13 protein-coding genes are annotated in these 17,607 nt (G+C 69.1%); 5 read left to right on the top strand and 8 right to left on the bottom strand.

Features of this window, described 5'->3' with window-relative positions; genetic code table 11:
• Positions 1 to 2 precede the first annotated feature (2 nt).
• Positions 3 to 1,757, top strand: a complete 1,755-nt coding sequence (locus tag VHC63_02315; GenBank protein ID HVV35409.1) for a CocE/NonD family hydrolase — start codon at positions 3 to 5, stop codon at positions 1,755 to 1,757.
• 12 nt (positions 1,758 to 1,769) lie between these two features.
• Positions 1,770 to 2,348 (top strand): hypothetical protein, encoded by a 579-nt coding sequence (locus tag VHC63_02310; protein ID HVV35408.1) that lies wholly within the window; start codon positions 1,770 to 1,772, stop codon positions 2,346 to 2,348.
• A 4-nt stretch (positions 2,349 to 2,352) separates the two neighbouring features.
• Here VHC63_02310 and VHC63_02305 read toward each other — a convergent pair whose 3' ends face one another.
• The 8 genes from VHC63_02305 to VHC63_02270 form a co-directional block, all read right to left on the bottom strand.
• Complete coding sequence (locus tag VHC63_02305; protein HVV35407.1) at positions 2,353 to 4,035, bottom strand: CocE/NonD family hydrolase; 1,683 nt, start codon at positions 4,033 to 4,035, stop codon at positions 2,353 to 2,355.
• Entirely contained in the window at positions 4,032 to 4,211 is a 180-nt protein-coding gene (locus VHC63_02300) for a hypothetical protein (protein ID HVV35406.1), read from the bottom strand. The genes VHC63_02305 and VHC63_02300 overlap by 4 nt, the downstream gene beginning before the upstream one ends.
• Positions 4,208 to 5,620: an amidase gene (locus VHC63_02295; protein HVV35405.1), complete on the bottom strand. Its 1,413-nt coding sequence runs from the start codon at positions 5,618 to 5,620 to the stop codon at positions 4,208 to 4,210. The genes VHC63_02300 and VHC63_02295 overlap by 4 nt, the downstream gene beginning before the upstream one ends.
• A gap of 1 nt (position 5,621) precedes the next feature.
• Complete coding sequence (locus VHC63_02290) at positions 5,622 to 6,458, bottom strand: enoyl-CoA hydratase-related protein (protein HVV35404.1); 837 nt, start codon at positions 6,456 to 6,458, stop codon at positions 5,622 to 5,624.
• A 13-nt stretch (positions 6,459 to 6,471) separates the two neighbouring features.
• Entirely contained in the window at positions 6,472 to 8,703 is a 2,232-nt protein-coding gene (locus VHC63_02285; protein HVV35403.1) for an MFS transporter, read from the bottom strand.
• A 38-nt stretch (positions 8,704 to 8,741) separates the two neighbouring features.
• On the bottom strand, positions 8,742 to 9,221 hold the full coding sequence (locus tag VHC63_02280; GenBank protein ID HVV35402.1) for a hypothetical protein: 480 nt from the start codon (positions 9,219 to 9,221) through the stop codon (positions 8,742 to 8,744).
• Positions 9,221 to 12,748, bottom strand: a complete 3,528-nt coding sequence (locus VHC63_02275; GenBank protein HVV35401.1) for an ATP-binding cassette domain-containing protein — start codon at positions 12,746 to 12,748, stop codon at positions 9,221 to 9,223. Before VHC63_02275 ends, VHC63_02280 begins: the two co-directional genes overlap by 1 nt.
• A gap of 122 nt (positions 12,749 to 12,870) precedes the next feature.
• Positions 12,871 to 14,106 carry an amidohydrolase family protein gene (locus tag VHC63_02270; GenBank protein HVV35400.1) on the bottom strand — a complete coding sequence of 412 codons (1,236 nt, stop codon included), beginning with the start codon at positions 14,104 to 14,106 and terminating at the stop codon, positions 12,871 to 12,873.
• A gap of 56 nt (positions 14,107 to 14,162) precedes the next feature.
• Here VHC63_02270 and VHC63_02265 point away from each other — a divergent pair, with 56 nt between their 5' ends.
• From VHC63_02265 to VHC63_02255, 3 genes are all read left to right on the top strand, one after another.
• Entirely contained in the window at positions 14,163 to 15,605 is a 1,443-nt protein-coding gene (locus VHC63_02265) for an ABC transporter substrate-binding protein (GenBank protein ID HVV35399.1), read from the top strand.
• A gap of 45 nt (positions 15,606 to 15,650) precedes the next feature.
• Positions 15,651 to 16,832 (top strand): acyl-CoA dehydrogenase family protein, encoded by a 1,182-nt coding sequence (locus VHC63_02260; GenBank protein HVV35398.1) that lies wholly within the window; start codon positions 15,651 to 15,653, stop codon positions 16,830 to 16,832.
• A 5-nt stretch (positions 16,833 to 16,837) separates the two neighbouring features.
• On the top strand, positions 16,838 to 17,607 hold a 770-nt coding region (locus VHC63_02255), incomplete at its 3' end, for a phytanoyl-CoA dioxygenase family protein (GenBank protein HVV35397.1).

Raw genomic sequence — 17,607 nt, 5'->3', positions numbered from 1 at the left:
AAATGCCTCACAGCATCCGCATCGACTATGACGTCGAGATGAAGACGCGCGACGGCGTCATCCTGCGCGCCGACGTCGTGCGCCCCGACATCAACGCGAAGGTGCCGGCGATCGTGTCGCGCACGCCGTACAACAAGGGCGTCCAGTTCGCCACGAACCGGTACTGCCCGCCGTGGACCGCGGCGCAGGCGGGCTACGCCTACGTGCTGCAGGACATCCGCGGCCGCTTCGCGTCCGAGGGCGAGTGGGACTTCAAGGATCTGACCGCCGCCAACGTCGACGACGGGTACGACACGATCGAGTGGGTGGCGTCGCAGCCTTGGAGCGACGGCAACGTCGGCATGGCGGGCGGCTCGTACGTCGCCGAAACCCAGATCGCGGCGGCCATGAGCAACCCGCCGCACCTGCGCGCCATCGCCCCGTCGCTCATGGGCATGGGACCGGTGCGGGCGATCGGCCACGGCAGTCTGCCGCTCGAGTCGATGACCATCGGCTGGATGTCGGGCCTCGCCATCGACCGCGTGATGAAGCTGCTGCCGACGGGAGGCGCCGACCCGGCCGACCTCACGACTCTGCTCAACGCCATGACCCGTCCCGACTTGGCGTCACAGACGCTGCCACTACGAGACTTGCTCACGCTGCGCAGCGCCGGCATGCCGCGCTACACCGACACGGTCGAGATGGTCGAGAACGTGGTGACGCTCAAGGGTGGCCATCAGGAGAAGCTGTTCCACGTGCCGGCGCTATGGACGTGGGGCTGGTACGACAACGCGGGCGGGGCCGACCAGTTCAACTTGATGCGCGAGACGTCGGCCACCGAAGTGGCCCGCAACGACACGCGCATGATCATCGGTCCGTGGACGCACAACTTCGCCGGCAACTTCGTCGGCTGTCTCGGCGTCGGCGGGCTGGGTTCGGCCGAAGGCTCCGGCGTGGCCGCGCTGCACCTCAAGTACTACGACCGTCACCTCCGCGGCGCCGACGTCGACATCGCGCCGGTGCGCTACTTCGTGCTCGGCGTCAACGAGTGGCGGGAGGCCGATGCCTGGCCGATCCCCGGCACCGAGTTCCAGCGCTGGTACCTCCACTCCCGCGGCCGTGCGAACTCGGCCGCGGGCGACGGTGTTCTGTCCCGCGCCGAACCCGTGTCCAGCGAGTCACCCGACTGCTACGAGTACAACCCGCACGACCCAGCGCCGTCGTGGGGCTTCCGCGTCATGTACACCGGCGGCACCACGGTCGCGGGACCGTACGAGCAAACCCGCGTCGAGCAGCGCGACGACGTCCTCTGCTACACGTCGCCGCCCTTCACCGAGCCGACCGAACTCGTGGGTGACATCACCGCCAACCTGTGGTTCAGCACCGACGTCAAGGACACCGACTTCGTCGTGAAGCTGTGCGTCGTGTGGCCCGGCGGCACGTCGATCAACCTGGCCGACGGCGCGGTGCGCGCCCGCTACCGCGACGGGTACACGACGCCGTCACTGCTCGAACCCGGCGCCGTCTACGGCATCGAAGTGCAGCTGGGTCCCTGCGGCTACCGCTTCGAACCCGGCATGTCCGTGCGCTTGCAGATCACGTCGAGCGCGTTCCCCCACCTCGACCGCAATATGAACACCGGCAACTCGGTCGGCGACGACGCCTCGGGCCCCGTCGCCCACACCGCGTTGTTCCACGACGCCGAGCACCCCAGCTACGTGACTCTCCCGATCCAGCCCGAGCCCGGTCCGATGGTGCTCCCACCTTTGCCGTTCTAAGGCTCGCTTGCTATGACGACGAACGCGCCGGCGACTCGAGTGGGGCGACGCGTCGTGGTGTCGGGTTTGGCCGGCGCCGGCAAGAGCACCTTCTCGCGCGCGCTGGCGGCCAAGACCGGCCTTCCCCTCGTCGTCCTCGATCGCCACTTCTGGAGGCCTGGCTGGGTGGAACCTTCGGCCGAAGCGTGGCGGGAGAAGCAGCGTGCCCTGCTCGCCGGCGACGAGTGGATCGCGGACGGCAACTATCACGAGACCCTCGAGTTGCGGGTCGAGCGCGCCGACACGGTCGTGTATCTCGACACCCCGTGGTGGGTCTGCTCCGCGCGGGCGTTCGTGCGCGGGATTCGGCGGCCGGCGGGAACCGAAATGCCCGACGGATGCGTCGACTCGGCCTGGCGCCGGATGAAGGACGAGTGGTGGCTCGTCTTCCGGATCTGGCGCGTTCGCAACTCGGAGCCTGCGCTCGAACTCCGGGTCTTGGAGACCCACGCCGATCGAGTGACGCTGCACGTCTTGCGCACCAAGCGCGCGGTGCGCGAGTTCCTCGCCGCGGTAGCGGACGACGCCCCCGGGGGCTCTGGTTCGGCCTGAACGCCTAGCTGCGTTGGCGGATCGTCTGCGGGCTGATGCGGAACGGCGGGATCTGCGGCAGCACCGGATAGGGGCCACCGGGCAAGAACGCGGTGCGCGGCTGGGTGAGCGCCGGTAGGACGAGGCTGCCGCCGATGACGTGGACGACGGTGCCGGTGTTGCCGGTCTCGAGCCACACGCCGTCAGAACCGGTGAGCAGTAGACCGACGCGGTGGCCGGGTGCGAACTCCCAGTCGTTCGGGTACAGCGTGACGGTGACGGTCTGCTCGCCGCGGGCGCGCAGGAGGCGACCGCCGCGGCCGACGAACTTGGCGTTGCCGTTCGGCGCCACGTCGTAGAGCAGGGCGATCAGCGTCGTGCGGGGCGCGACGCTGCGAACGTGCACGCGCGCCGACGGTTGACCGGAGATGCGCAGCGACTGCGCCAGCGGCTGCGAGAACGTCCACGTGCCGACGCCGGTGGGCAGCGGCGTGGGCGCTTTCTTGAGTCCGGCGGCGCCGGTCACCGCGGGCGGCAGCCCGTTCTCGCTGAAGTTGACGGCACTGTCGAGGTAGTCGCCGCTGCGGATGCGGAACGCCTTCCCCACTGCATCGGCCGGCGGCCACGTCTCCTCGGCCCGGTAGCGACCGTCGATGTCCTGCACCGTGATCGGCGGCGCGGCACGCTCGTAGGCCTGCGCTGCGGGGTCGTTCTTCACCCACGCGTCGAGCCAGCGCAGCGTCTCGAAGGTGTTGCCCGGCCCGTCGTGGCTGAGGCCGTGATCCCACGGACCGAGGAAGGCGCGCTTGGGGCCCTTGAGGCCCGACCAGAACGCGGTGAAGTTCGACGACCGCACGTTGAAGTCGTCGAAGCCCTGCTCCGCCATCACCGGGATGGTGGTGCCCGCCGCCAGCGCGCCGAGGTCGCGGTCGCGCCAGTACCGGCTGTCGGCGCGATCGGAGTAGGTGCCCACCGGCGTGGTCGCATAACACGTGGGGTACGACAGCGGACCGTGCGCGGCGTTCACCTGTTGTGACGCCGGCGCCTTGGTGCTCGGCGGCAGGAGGTCGCTGACGCCGTAGAAGGCACCGAAGGCGCGGCCCGTCACCGTGCTCACGCCCGCGGAGAAGAAGTTGGCGTAGCCCGCGGGCGCCGCCGACGGCACGACCGCGGCAAGTCCCTTCGGGTGCATGCCGAGCGCCATCAACTGCGTCTGCGCGTCGTAGCTGTGGCCGACCATGCCGACCCTGCCCGTCGACCACGGCTGCGACGCCGCCCACTCGACGGCGCGCTTCACGTCCTGGCGCTCACCCGGGCCGCCCTCGTCGTAGCAACCCGTGCTGGCGCCGTAGCCGCGCAAGGCCACCTGCACCACGCTGTAGCCGTGGGCGAAGACCGACGCGCGCTCGGCGAAGCTCCCCGGGGTCGGCGTCGGGTTGCCCGAGGGGTCGTAGGGACCGAGCGGTGTCATGCCGCTCGTGAAGTACGGGCTGACGGTGAGGATGACGGGGGTCTTCGCGGTAGGCCCGGCACCTGCGGGACGGAACACCGCCGTGTGCAACTTCACACCGTTGCTCGACGCGATGTACGTCTGCGTCAACGTGTACGCGTTTGGGTCCGACGCGCCCGCCGCGGGAGCGAACGCCGCGATACCGAGCACGCTCGCGAGCGCGAAACACAGCAGTCCGCGCGCGACGCCCAAGATCACGGCGCGGGCTCGAAGACGAGTCCGGGAGACTCGTCTTTGGCGGCGTCGACGGTGTAGAGCATGTCGGCCATCATCCGCATCATCGGGTAGGCGTTGGCGAAGAACGTCAGCTCCTCGGCGTGCGGGGAGATCCCGGCCGCGGCGAACAGCACCGAGACCTTCTCCTCGTCGGTCATGCCTGCACCTCCTGGGCCATGGGCGGGATACGCACGTGCCAGTCGGTGGCCGACTGGTACGCGTCGCCGGCGCGCAGGATCGTGGCCTCGTCGAAGGGTCGACCCGCCAGTTGCATGCTCAGCGGCAGGCCTTCGGAGGTGAAGCCGATTGGCAGCGCGAGCACCGGGTTGCCGACCGCGTCCCAGTATCCCGTGTGCACTTTGGCCAGCAGGCCGAGCGGGCCACTCGCCTCCATGGCGGCATACGTCGGAGACCCCACGGTCGCCGTGGGCGTGAGGATCACGTCGACGTCGCTGAACAACCCCGCCAGCGCGCGCTGCGCAACGCGGCGCACGCGCTGCGCCTGCACGTAGTCGCTACCGCTGAACAGCGCGCCCAGCGCCACGATCTGCCGCGTGTTCTCGAAGTAGTCGTCCCAGCGGCTCGCCATATCCCGGCGGTGAATGGCGAACGCCTCGGCGCACATCGTGACGAGCATCGCGGCCGTGATCTCCAGGTAGTACGGCAACACGATCTCCGTCACGCGCGCACCGAGGTCGCCCAACTGGGCGACGGCGGCGTCGAAGGCGGCAACGACGGAGGGGTCGTCGTCGGGCGCGAAGTGAAAAGCGCGCACCACGCCGATGCGCAGGCCGTCGACGGATCCGGTAAGCGCGCCGACGTAGTCGTCGACGGGACGTTGCGAGCAGTACGGGTCCGTGGCGTCGTAGCCGGCGAGCACGTCGAGCATCGCCGCGCAGTCCCACGCGCCGCGCGCCAGCGGGCCGGTGTGGTCGAGCGAGTAGCCGAGCGGGAACACGCCCGACTTCGGCACGCGCCCGTACGTCGGCATGAGCCCGGTCACGCCGCAGAACGCCGACGGGATACGGATGCTGCCGCCGGTGTCGGTGCCGATACCGGCGAAGAACAGTCCGGCGGCGACGCCGTTGCCGGTACCCGAACTCGACCCGCCGGCCCAGCACTCCGTGTTCCAAGGGTTGCGCGGGATCGGGAACGGCTTGGAGAAGTCGGGCGTACCGATGGCGAACTCCATCGTCGTCGTCTTACCGGTGATCACCGCACCGGCGGCGCGCAAGCGGGCGACGACCGGCGCGTCCTCTCCGGCGCACCACTCCGGGTCCATCACCAGGCTCTGGCACGTGGTCGGCGCGTCGGCGGTGGCGACGATGTCCTTCACGCCGACGGGGATGCCTTGCAGCGGGCCGTCGTCGACGCCCGCGGCGAACTTGGCGTCGGCGGCCGCCGCGGCGGCGAGCGCCGCGTCGTCACCGCGGACGATGTAGGTGCCGAGTTCCTTGTCGAGCCGCTCGGCGCGATCGATCGCCGCCTGGGTGAGCGCGACGCTCGTGACCTCACCGGCGCGTAGCGCCGCGGCTGCGTCCTTCACGGTGAGCGGAGTGGCACTCACGTCAGTCGCGCGGCGGGAGCTTGTCGGGCACGTCGAGCTTGGTGGTGATCCACTGCGGCGCCCGGCGTTCCATGCGCGCCGTCATGGCCTCGACGATGTCGGGCTGCGTTCCCGTCCACCACGTCCAGTCGGTCTCCTCGGTCATGGCCGCGCCGCGGTCGGTCTCCTGGAGGTACTGGTACGTCAGGCGCTTGATGAGCGCCGTCGACATCGGTGATGCGTTGTCGGCGATGTCGCGGGCGTACGCCTGCGCCGTCGCCAGCAGTTCGGCGCGGGGCACCGCTTGCTTGACAAGACCGATCGCCGCGGCCTCGGCGCCGGAGAAGTCGCGGCCCGACAGCAACAGGTCGAGCGCATGCTGGATGCCGACGAGGCGCGGCAGCAGCCACAGCGAGTTGGCCTCCGGCAGGATGCCGAGGCGGCTGAAGCGGAAGCTGAGCTTGGCGTCGTCGGCCACGAACACGATGTCGACGAGCAACGCCAGCGTGAGCCCGGCGCCGATCGCCGCGCCGTTGATGGCGCCGATGAGGGGCGTGCGCAGGCGCCACAGCGAGAAGTTGTCGACGACCATCGCCGCGTCGGCTTCGAGGGCGCTGTTCTCGTCCTGGTGGAAGGCATCGGCCCCGCTCGAGATGTCAACCCCGGCGCAGTACGACTTGCCGGCGCCGGTAAGCACGATGGCGCGCACGGCGGGGTCGGCGTCGAGGCCGCGCAGCGCGGCGTGAAACTCGTCGAGCATCGCCGCGTCCATGGCGTTGTGGGCGTCGGGACGGTTCAGCGTGACCGTGGCCACGCCGCCGTCGATGTCGACGAGGATGGTTTCGTTCTTGTACGTCATGACTCTCCTGGGGTCAGTGGCCGAGGCCCTTCGCCGCGCCTTCGAGGAACACCGAGCGCAGCAAGTCGGGGCGGTCGAGCAGGTCTTGGGCCCGCCCGTCGAAGCGGATCTCGCCCTTCTCCATGAAGTACGCGTGGTTCACGAGCGACAGCGCGATGTTCACCGACTGCTCGACGAGGACGACGGCGGTGCCCTGGGCGTTGATCTGGCGCACCATCTCGAGCAATTCGCCGACGATCTTGGGCGCGAGACCGAGCGACAACTCGTCGATGAGCAGCAGGCGGGGTTCGAGGATGAACGCCTTGCCGAGACCGAGCATCTGCTGCTCGCCGCCCGACAACGTCGAGGCCAGTTGGTTGCGGCGCTCGGCGAGGCGGGGGAAAGCGTCGAAGGTCTTGTCGATTCCGGCATCGACGGCGCTCGGCCGGCGTCCCAGGCTGTGGCCGTAGACGCGCAGGTTGTCGAGGACCGTCATCGGGCCGAACACGGCGCGCCCGCCCGGGATCTGGGTGATGCCGTGATGCAGCCTTCGCTCGGCGTCGAGGTAGGTGATCTCGGCGCCGCGGAAGTGCACGCTGCCCTTCGACGGCAGGCCGAGTCCGGAGATGACCCGCAGCAGCGTCGACTTGCCGGCGCCGTTCGTACCGAGCAGGGCCACCATCTCGCCGTCGTCGACGGTGAAGTTCACGTCGAAAAGCACCTGCAGGCGGTCATAGGCGAAGTCGATGTGGCGGCACGCAAGCATCGGCAGGTGCACGCCCTGGCTCTGCATGACGCGCAGCTCTTCGCGCTCGACGATCTCGTCGATCATGCGATCGAGGTCGAGCGGCACCTGCGGCGCTGTGCGGTAGACCACGAAGGCAGCAATGAGGATCGGGCCCGAGAGCGACACGATGGCGCCCGCGAGGCCGAAGCGGCGGTCGATCCCGCTCAGCAGCAGCAGCCCGCCGATGCCACCGACTCCGGCGAGGAAGATGCCGAGCAGGGCGGAGGTGTGCGGTCGCATCTTCGGTGGGACAACCGACAGCACGATCATGCTCACGGCGGGGGTGAGCATCGTGGCCATCAGGAACACAAGGGCGAAGCCCGCGACCATAAGGGGGAACACCGGTGACGCGACGCCCACGGCGAGGCCGATGACGACACCGATGAGGAGCAACGACACGAAGCGCGTCAGCTTGGCCGGGTCCTCCCGGAACATCGCTTCGCCGCGCCGGCCGAACCACGCGAGCGCCGGCACGGCGCAGGCCCACACGAAGGCGAAGAACACCGAGCGGGCGCCCGGCCCCATGCCCCACTTCTCGTCGAGGAAGAAGAAGAGGAACGTGTAGAACGGGAACAGCATCACGCCGATTGCCGCCCACGCTCCGAGCAGGCGTCGGATCGTCGGGATGAGCATGACGCGCCGCACGATCTCGAAGAAGCCGAGTTCGACGTCCGGAGCCGCCTCCGCCGTGCCGTTGCCGGCGTCGCGGTGCACTTCCTGCTTGATCTTCTCCGTGTCGAACACGCCGAAGCCCGGGTCCTTCAACCGCGAGGCAACCGCCACGGCGATCAAGCAGATGATGCCCATCGATACGAACACGAAGCGCCACGTCTTGTCGAACACGCCGGTGACGAGACCGACGAGCAGCGGCGCCGCCACGGTGCCGATGGCGACGGCGCCGCGATACGCCGACAGGGCGCGCACGCGCACGTTCGTCGGGTAGCTGTCCATGATGAGGGGCGCGTGTACCGACTCGACCGACGCCGTCGACGCGCCGTCGGCCACCAGCACGAGCAGCAGACCCCACACGTTGATGACGAAGCCCGACGCCAGAGTGGCGAGGCTCCACACCGCGCCGCTGACCTTGGCCACCATGGCGCGGCGCGGCTTGCCCTGCACGATGGCGGCGATCGGCAGGGACGAGAACGTGATCGTGATCGTCTTGATCAGGACGAGGAACGCCAGCAGCCCCTTGCTCACGCCCAGCGAGCGGCTGATTTCCGGGCCGAGGATCGAGAACGCGAATCCCTGGAACTGGTCGACGATGATGAGTGCGCCGAGCGCGATCAGCGGGTACCACCCGGTCTTGGATTGCGCGATCCCGTCGCGCAACCGCACGAGCGTCGACTCATCCTTCTCACCGGTGATGCCCATGACCTGGCGCGCCCGCTCGCGCAGGCGGTCCTGGCTCAACTCGAGGGTGTCGACGGCGGCCTCCGCCTCGTGGATCTCGGTGAGATGTTCAACGGTCGCAGCCATTTGCTTCTCCGTCTTCTTGGTGCGTCGCGACGTCGTCGTCATCGGGACTTGACCGTGAAGTCGACGGTGTAGGCGGCTTCGCCGATGCGACGGCCGTCGGCGTTCACGAGGACGATGGTCGCCTCATGCGACTCCTTGGCCCCGGTCCGCTGACCGGTGGGCTTGGGAACGACGGCGAGCGTGAGCGAAGTCTTCTTTGTGACGAAGACGTACCGGTCGCGCAAGTACGCCAGATCCGGGCAGCCGGGCGTCCGGTTGCAGCTGTCGTCGGCCACGGCACGCAGCGTCTGTCCGGGACGGATCGGCGCCCGGTCCAGGAACACGACGAAGAACGGCGTGCCGTCGGCGGCGTGCGTGATGCCCGGCGCCCGCCACTTGATGGTGACCGGCAGGTCGACCTTGGCGCGGTTGTCGGGCGCCACGATGTCAACGCGGTGGTCGTTCGAGAAGCCGAGTCCGCTCACAGCGCACGCCGGCAGCAGCGTCAACACCACGAGGACAAAGGCAAGGCGGCGCATCACTTCCCCACCCCCACGAGTGCGTCCGAACGCTCGATGGCGCGCACGTCGCCGCCGAGATACGACTCGACCACGAGTGGGTTGTTGCGCACCTCGTCGGGCGTCCCGTCCGCAATCACGCGGCCCGACTCCATCGCCACCACGCGATCGGACAGTCGCATGATCAGCGGGATGTCGTGCTCGATGATGATCAGCGTCATGTCGAGGGTCTGCTTCAGGCGCGCCAGCAGGTCACCGAGCGCCTCGGTCTCGCGCTGCGCGATGCCCGACGCGGGTTCGTCGAGCAGCAACAGCGTCGGCTCGAGGGCGACGAGGCACGTCAACTCGGTGATGCGGCGCGTACCCGTCGACAGCGCGGCGATCTGCTTGTTGCGGAACGCGTAGAGGCCCATCGCCGAGATGAGTTCGCGGGCGCGTTCCTCCTTGCGCCGCTCCGTGCGGCCGAGCCCGACGAGTGAAAGCGGCAGCCGCGTCGGTTCAGCGCGCTCGAGCGACAGCATCACCGTCTCGAGCACCGTCATCGTCGGGAACAGCGCCGCGTCCTGGAACGAGCGAATGAGGCCGAGGTGACCGCGGGCCTCGGGGCCGAAGTTGCTGATGTCCTTGCCGGCGAGGATGACCTGGCCGGCGTCGGCTTTGGTGAAGCCGCCGATGAGCTCGAACAGCGTCGTCTTGCCGGCGCCGTTCTGGCCGATGAGCCCGAGCGTCTCACCCGGCCGCACGTCGAAGCTGACGCCGTCGACGGCCCGCACGCCACCGAAGGACTTGGCAATGTCACGCACTTCGAGCAGCGGCCCCTCCTCGGGGACGTGGCGCGGGATGTGGCGCGTGAGCTCCAGCGGTCCGGCCGCGTGCACGGCGTCGTCGGCGGCGTCCTCTTCGGCGCGGATCGCGACGGGGTCGACGCCGGCGCGCCGGGCGATGAAGTCGATCACCCGGTCGCGCACGCCCTTGAGCATCTGCGCGATGCCACCCGGGAAGTACAAGATGAGTACGAGCCAGCCGAGCGACGTCGCCGCGAGCCCTGCATTGTCGAGCGGGAGGAACTGTGGGATGCCGATGATGTAGAACGCGCCGATCAGCGGGCCGGCGAGCACGCCGATGCCACCAAGGACGGTCATCGCCGCGACGTTGATGCTCGCACCGATCGGGAACGCCGTCGACGACAGGCGCGACAGTGCGTGGCCGTACACCGCGCCGCCGACGCCCGCGAGGAAGCCGGCGAGCACGAACCCCTGCAGCTTCACCGCGGTGGACGGGATGGTGAAGGCCCGCGCCGCCGCCTCGTTGTCGCGGATGGCGCGCAGGCGCCGGCCCACGCCGCTCGTCCAGATGTTGCGCGCCAGCCACACGGTCAGCACGAGCGGGATGAGCGCGAATAGGTAGTACTTCTTGCCGGTGTCGAAGGTGGTGTGGCCGATGATCGGCCGGCCGGGATCGATGCCCTCGCCGAGCATCCAGGACTGCTGGAACAGCCAGCCCTGGGTGGCCAGCGCGAAGCCGAGCGTGGTGACGGCGAGCATGAGCCCGCGGATGCGCAGCGCCGGAATCCCGATACCTAGCGACACCGCAGCCGCGGCCAGACCGGCGCACAGGAAGCCGAGGAAGTAGTTGCCGGTGTGGTACGTGACGACGTAGGACACCGTGGCACCGACGCCCGCGAGTGCGAACTGACCGAGCGACAGCTGACCGCCGAGGCCCGTGACCACGCCGACGGAGAGGCCGACGATGGCGAAGGCCATGATCACGACGAGCGTGACCGACGTGGCGTTCGTCGAGAACACCGGCATCAACAAGGCGACGGCGAGGCCGATGCCCGCCATGATGAGGCCGAGGTTGCGGATCGGCCAGATCTCGCGCAGCTTCTCGGGCAGCGGCTCCCACGGCTGCACCGCGGCCCAGCTCCCCTTCTCCTCGTCGCGGGTGAGCCCGCGGCTGCGCTGCAACACGAGCACGGCCAGGATGCCGATGAACAGGACCGCCTCGACGAGGCCGCCGCGCGGGTAGTTCCACAACAGCATCTGCTCGACGATGCCCACGGCGATGCCGACGAACAGGGCGATCGGCAGGCTGACCATCCGCGCGACCACCGCGGCGGCGAGGGCACGCAGCAGGAGGCCCGGACCGAGAAACTGCGCGTTGGCGAAACCGCGTGTCGGCAACACGAGGATGGCGGTGAAGGCCGACACCGCTCCGGCGATCGCCCATGCCAGCGTCGACATGCGCGCCGCGAAGACGCCGGCGAGGCGCGCCGCGTCCTGGTTGGCCGCCGCGGCGCGGATGCCGAGGCCCGACCGGCTCTTGCGCAGGAACACGACGAGGCCGGCGACGAGCAGCGGCGTGATGAACAGCATCGCCGAGTACGCCCGGGTGACTCGAAGGGCGCCGATGTCGAACTCGGGGAGGAACGCCGGCTGCGGGAACAACCGGCCCGCGCTCGCCTGGCTGTTCACCACCAACGAGAACACCAGCAGGAAGCTGGCGAGGCCGAGCGTGCCGACGATGCTCATCACCGGCGGCGCTTTGCGCAGGCGGCGCACCACGACGACTTCGCTCAGCGCTCCGATCCCCGCCGCGATGGCGAGCGCGCCGGGGAACGCGATCCAGTACGGCACGTGCCAGCGCGTGACGGTGACGCCGAGCACCGCCGCGGCGAACGCGCCGATCTCGCCGTGGGCGAAATTGATGATGCGGTTCGAGCGGTAGATCAGCACCAGACCGACGGCGAGGATGCCGTAGGTCATGCCGGTGATGGCGCCCAGCACCAGCACCGGGAACGGAAACTCGAGGTGGTGCAGGCCGCCGGCGGACTTGCCGCTGCCAACGCTACCGCTGGCGAAGGTCTTGCCCGGCTCGGCAAACGTGCCGCCGGCGGGCGCCGGGGGTTCGGTCACGACCGTGTCGTCGGTCGGCACGGTGTCGCCGGAAACGATGTCGCCGGCGAACTCGTCAGGGGCGAAGGCAGCGCCGTCGTCGGTGACCGCCACTTCGGGCGCCGTCGACGCCGTCACGGGCGGCGCCGTCGGTTGGTAGGCGTCGCCACCCGGCTTCACCAGCGGCGTCGACGCCAGGCCCGAACCGGTCTGGAGCAGCACGACGTCGATGGCGCCATCTCGGAGCGGGAACGTCGCCGGTAGCGACCACGTGATCGACTTGCCGTCCGCCGCGGCTTTGCCGGCGATCGACACCGACGCGTCGTAGGTCGGCGCCTTGGCCCAGTCGCCGTCTTGGACTGCCGTCCACGCCTTGGTCGCCGGCGACAGCGCGACCGACGTGCTCGCCGGCGCCGTGCTGTCCGCGAGTTTCAGGGTGAGCGTGCCCGGCACCGCGGCGCGGAAGCGCAGCGCGGCGACCGCCAACGGACCGGCGGGATCGGCGGCGACGTAGAGCCCGCCGTCGGGTGCGTCAGGGGGCGCCGGCGCGGCGATGCTGCCGCTGTGCAGGCGGTACCACCAGCCCTGCTGCGCCGGTGCGTCCGCCAGGCCGCGCGTCGCGGGGAAGAGCGCCACGAGCACGACACCGAGCACCAGTAGGACGCGCCACCAACGAAGGCCGCGTGCCCGGTTTGGGGACCCCACCACCCGCAACTGGCTCCTCTCCCGGGAGCTCAGCTACCCGGCGCGATGTGAACGGGAAATAACGTAGCGCGTCAGGCCCGGGCCTTGACGGGCGCCTTCGCCGCCCGCTTGGGCTTCGCCTCGTTCGTGCTCGCGCCCGTCGCCCGCGCCAGGTCGGAGGCGTCGAGACCGTAGAAGCGCGCCACGTTGTCACACAGGATCTTGCGCTTCTCGTCCTCGGGCAGATGGCCGAGCTGCATGTTGATGCGCTCACGGGCGTAGGGCCAGTCGGAACCGGCGTGGGGGTAGTCGCTCGTCCACATGATGGTGTCGATGCCGACACGGTCGCGGTTGGCGAGCCCGTACGTGTCGACCTGGAAGCTGGCGAAGCACTGCCGGCTCCAGTACTCCGACGGCGGCATCGACAAGTGCGAGTTGGTCCAGAAGCGGTGACGCATGTAGTTGTCGTCGGACTGTTCCATGAAGAACGGGACCCACGCGACGCCCACTTCGAGCAGCCCGAAGCGCAGCCGCGGGTGACGCTCGAGCGCGCCGCCGAGCACCATCTCCGACAGCACCGGCATGGCGGAGATCGCGAGCTTCTCCTGGTTGATGAACGGCAGCGTCGCCATATTGAGCAGGACGTCCGGATCGCGTAGTTCGCCACCGATGTTGAAGCCCACGTGGCAGGCGACGCCGAGATCGAGATCCTCCATCGCCGACCAGAACGGGTCGTCGACGGGGTGCTTGGCGACGGTCGCCCCGCTGGGCCAGGTGCGCAGCACGACCGACTTGAAGCACGGGTACTTGCGGATGCGCTTGGCCTCGGCGATCGCGTCCTCGACGCCGCTGTGGGGCAGCGCGGCGTAGGCGTACAAGCGGTCGGGGGCGTACGAGCAGAACTCGGCCATCCAGTCGTTGTAGGCGCGCACGTTGGCCAGGTAGGCGTCGTGATCCTTGTCGTTGCCCATGATCATGAACGCGTAGGACGGGAAGATCAGGTGCACGTCGACCATGTCGATGTTCATGTCCTGGATGCGCTCGGCGGGATCCCACGCGCCCTTGCGCATGCGGTCGAAACCGTCCTTCGGGATCATCTCCCAGTCCATGGGGTGCTGACCCGCGGTGTTGATCAGGATGCTGAGCGACATGGTGTTGCCGTTCGGCATCGCCCACGCCTTGCCACCGTGCAGGCCGTCGATGACGCGCGGCGCCTGCTCGAGGTACTTCTTCGGCAAGCGCGACGTCCACAAATCCGGAGGTTCGGTGATGTGCGTATCAGCGTCGATGATCGGATAGCCGTCGGCGATCCCCATGCGGTAGGTCACAGTCGACCCCTTTCGTCCGGCGCAGCCCAGCGAAAAGAAGTTAACTACAACTCACAATGAGCGACAAGGGACGTACACCGCTGGTGGTGGCCGCGGCGACGCTCGTGCTGTTTGCGTCGGCGTGCTCGACCGGCGGCGGCCGGCGCGTCGACGTGAACGCGCTGCTGCGCAACGACGCCACGACGTCGACGAGCTCGAGTGCAGCATCTGCCAGTGCCACGAGTGCGCTGGCCGGCGACACTGCGACCGGCAACACGACAGCGCCAACGGCGGCCGCGGGTACGGCGTCGACGGTCAAGGGCAAGAGCGCGACGTCCGTCGCCGGACGCGCGACGAGCGCGCCCGTGCGTATCGGCTTCCACTTGAGCAAGGACCTCGGCGCGGCCTACACCGCGCTCGGAGCGAAGAACGCCCCACCCGACTCCACGCCCTACGTGCGCAACCTCGTGAACTGGATCAACGACCACGGCGGTATCGCCGGGCGCAAGATCGATCCCGTCTTCCACCTCAGCAACCCGCTCGACGGCTCTTTCGACGCCGAGGGCCAGGCGACGTGCACCGACTTCGCCGACGACAACCACGTCTTCGCGGTGATCTCGGGCGCGGTGTTGCCGACGATCGTCACCGCCGACTGTCTGTCGAAGAAGCACGTTCCGCTGATCTGGGACTACCACTACGTCGTCGACGGCCAGCAGTGGAAGCAGTACCTGCCCTACCTGTACATGCCCTTTTCGGTGAACGCCGACCGCATGGGCTTCTACGTCGACGTCCTGGCGTCCGGCGGTTACTTCGACGCCGGTGCGCGCGTCGCCATCGTGCGTTACGACCTCGACCAGCACGCGCGCTTCGTGGCCAACGTGTTGCGGCCCCGGCTGGCCGCACATCACGTCAACGTGGTCGACGAGGTGGCCCTCAACCACCCCGACTCGGCGGCGCAAGCGGCCGACGTCGGCGCGCAGATCGGCAGCGCCATCCTCCGCATGCGCGCCGAGCGGGTCGATCACGTGCTGTTCGTACCGACCGGCGGCGCCGTGCCTTTCTTGTTCATGAGCGCGTCGCAGGCCCAGGGATTCAAGCCGCGCTACGCCATGAACTCGCTCGACATCCCGTATTTCGTGACCGATCAGGCTCCGGCGGGTCAGCTGCACGGCGCGCTCGCCGTGGGCTGGTCGCCGCCGAGCGACGTGTATCCAGCCCAGCTGCCGCCACCCAACGACGCCACGAAGCTGTGTTACCAGGCGGCGCAGAACACCTCGATCGCGCGGTTCTGCGACGCCCTGTTCTTCCTCAAGGCGGCCGTTGAGCGCGCCGGCCGCTTCGACGCCGCCGCCCTGCGGACGGCGGTCGAGTCGATGGGCACGTCGTTCCAGCCGGTGTACTCGATCGCCGACACGTTCGGTCCCGGCCGCCACGACGGCGCGAGCGCGGCGCGACTTGTTCGTTTCGACGACGGTTGCGGCTGCTTCAACTACACCGGCCCGACGATCGACATCGGCTGATTACATTAATGACGGTTCACATTCTGGCTGCCGAGGGAGCCCCTGATGATTGACGAGTTGATCGACGAGCTGCTGCGCAAGCACCCGCCGGCGACGACGCCACCTGCGGAGTTCTGGGGCGCGCAATACGACCTCGGGTTGGCGTGGGTGCACTTCCCGGTCGGCTACGGCGGGCTGGCGCTCGACCCGAAGCTGCAGGAGGACGTCGACGCCCGGCTCGAAGAAGCAGGCGCGCCGAGCAACGTGAACGTGAACTTCATGGGCATCGGCATGGCGGGGCCGACGATCGTCGCCCGGGGGACCGAGGAGCAGAAGCAGCGCTTCCTCCGCAAGGCGTTCACGTGCGAAGAGATCTGGTGCCAGTTCTTCAGCGAGCCGGGCGCCGGCTCCGACCTCGCGTCGCTGGCGACGCGGGCGGTGCGCGACGGAGACGAGTGGGTCATCAACGGCCAGAAGGTGTGGACGACGCTCGCCCACATCGCCGACTGGGCCATGATCCTCGCCCGCACCGATCCGGAGCAGCCGAAACACCGCGGCCTCACGTACTTCCTCATCGACGTGCGCCAGCCCGGCATCGAGGTGCGGCCCCTGCGCCAGATCAACGGCGAAGCCGAGTTCAACGAGGTGTTCTTTACCGACGCCCGCACGCCCGACGCACTGCGTGTGGGCGACGTCGGCGACGGCTGGGCGGTCGCGCTCACCACGCTCATGAACGAGCGCGTTGCCTTCGGGCACCTGTCGCGCGCGCCGCGTGGGTCGGGTGCCATCGGCGAGGCGATGGGCCTGTTCCGGGAGCGCTGGCGCGACGACGACGCGGCGCGCGACGAACTCGTGCGCGCCTGGATCGACAACGAGCTGGTGCGCCTCACCACCATCCGCGCCCAGGAGATGCGCGATCAGGGCACGCCCGGCCCCGAAGGGTCCGTGGTGAAGCTGGCCTACACCACGATCCTGCACGACACGTGGGCGCTGGCTCTCGAGTTCCTCGGACCCGACGGCCTGCTCATCGACAACTACGACATGGTGCAACCGACGCTCATGGGTGGATCAGCCATGAACGACGAGAACCCCGACGTGGCGCGCGCGTTCCTCACTTCCAAGGGCGGCACGATCGGCGGCGGCACCGCGGACATCGGCAAGAACATCCTCGCCGAGCGCGTCCTCGGACTCCCCGGCGACCCGCGCGTCGACAAGGACCTGCCGTGGTCGCAGGTCCCGCGGAGCTGACGCCAATGCCGGCCGCGATCGCCGAGCTCGGGCTCGAGCGCAACGTGTCGGATCTCGCGACCATCGGCTACACCGTCGTCGAGAACGCGGCGCCGATCGAGTTGTTCGACCGGCTGCGCGCCGCGATCATCCGCGTGACCGACGAGCACCACGCCCGCGGCTCGGAGCCGTTCAACTTCGGCCCCAACACGTCGATGGTCTACCGGCTCCTGGCGCACGACGACGCGGTGGCCGAGGCCGTCCTCACGCCGAAACTGGTGGCGCTGATGACGCACCTGCTCGGCCCCGGCTACGTCGTCAACACGATTACCGGCAGCATGCTGCACCAGGGCTCGAACGCCGGCCACATCCACGCCGACAACCAGTTCTTCCCCGAGCCGTTCCCGCCCCAGATCCACGTCGCCACCGCGATCTGGTGCCTCGACGACTTCAGCGGCGAGCTCGGCTCGACGCGGGTCGTCCCCGGCAGCCACCACAAGTTCCGTCACCCGCGCCCGGGCGAAGGGCGCGACGACTCCGTCGCCATCGAAGCGCCCCGCGGGTCGATCGCGATCTGGACGGGCCACACGTGGCACTGCAGCGGCGGGCGCACCGCGCCCGGCACCCGCATCGCGTTGCACACCGCGTTTTCCCGCCCGCACATCCGCCGGTTCGAGAGCTACACCGACGACGAGCTGGCACGCATCACCGCACTCGACGAGCGCCTCGTGCGCCTCGCCGGGGCCGATCTGCCCTACGACCAGACCGGCGACAGTCCCGATCCCGCCAAGCTCCT

The organism is Acidimicrobiales bacterium (assembly GCA_035546775.1).
GTDB lineage: Bacteria > Actinomycetota > Acidimicrobiia > Acidimicrobiales > JACCXE01 > JACCXE01.
Note: the sequence above shows the minus strand (reverse complement) of the source record. Positions and strands in the feature narration are given on the sequence as shown.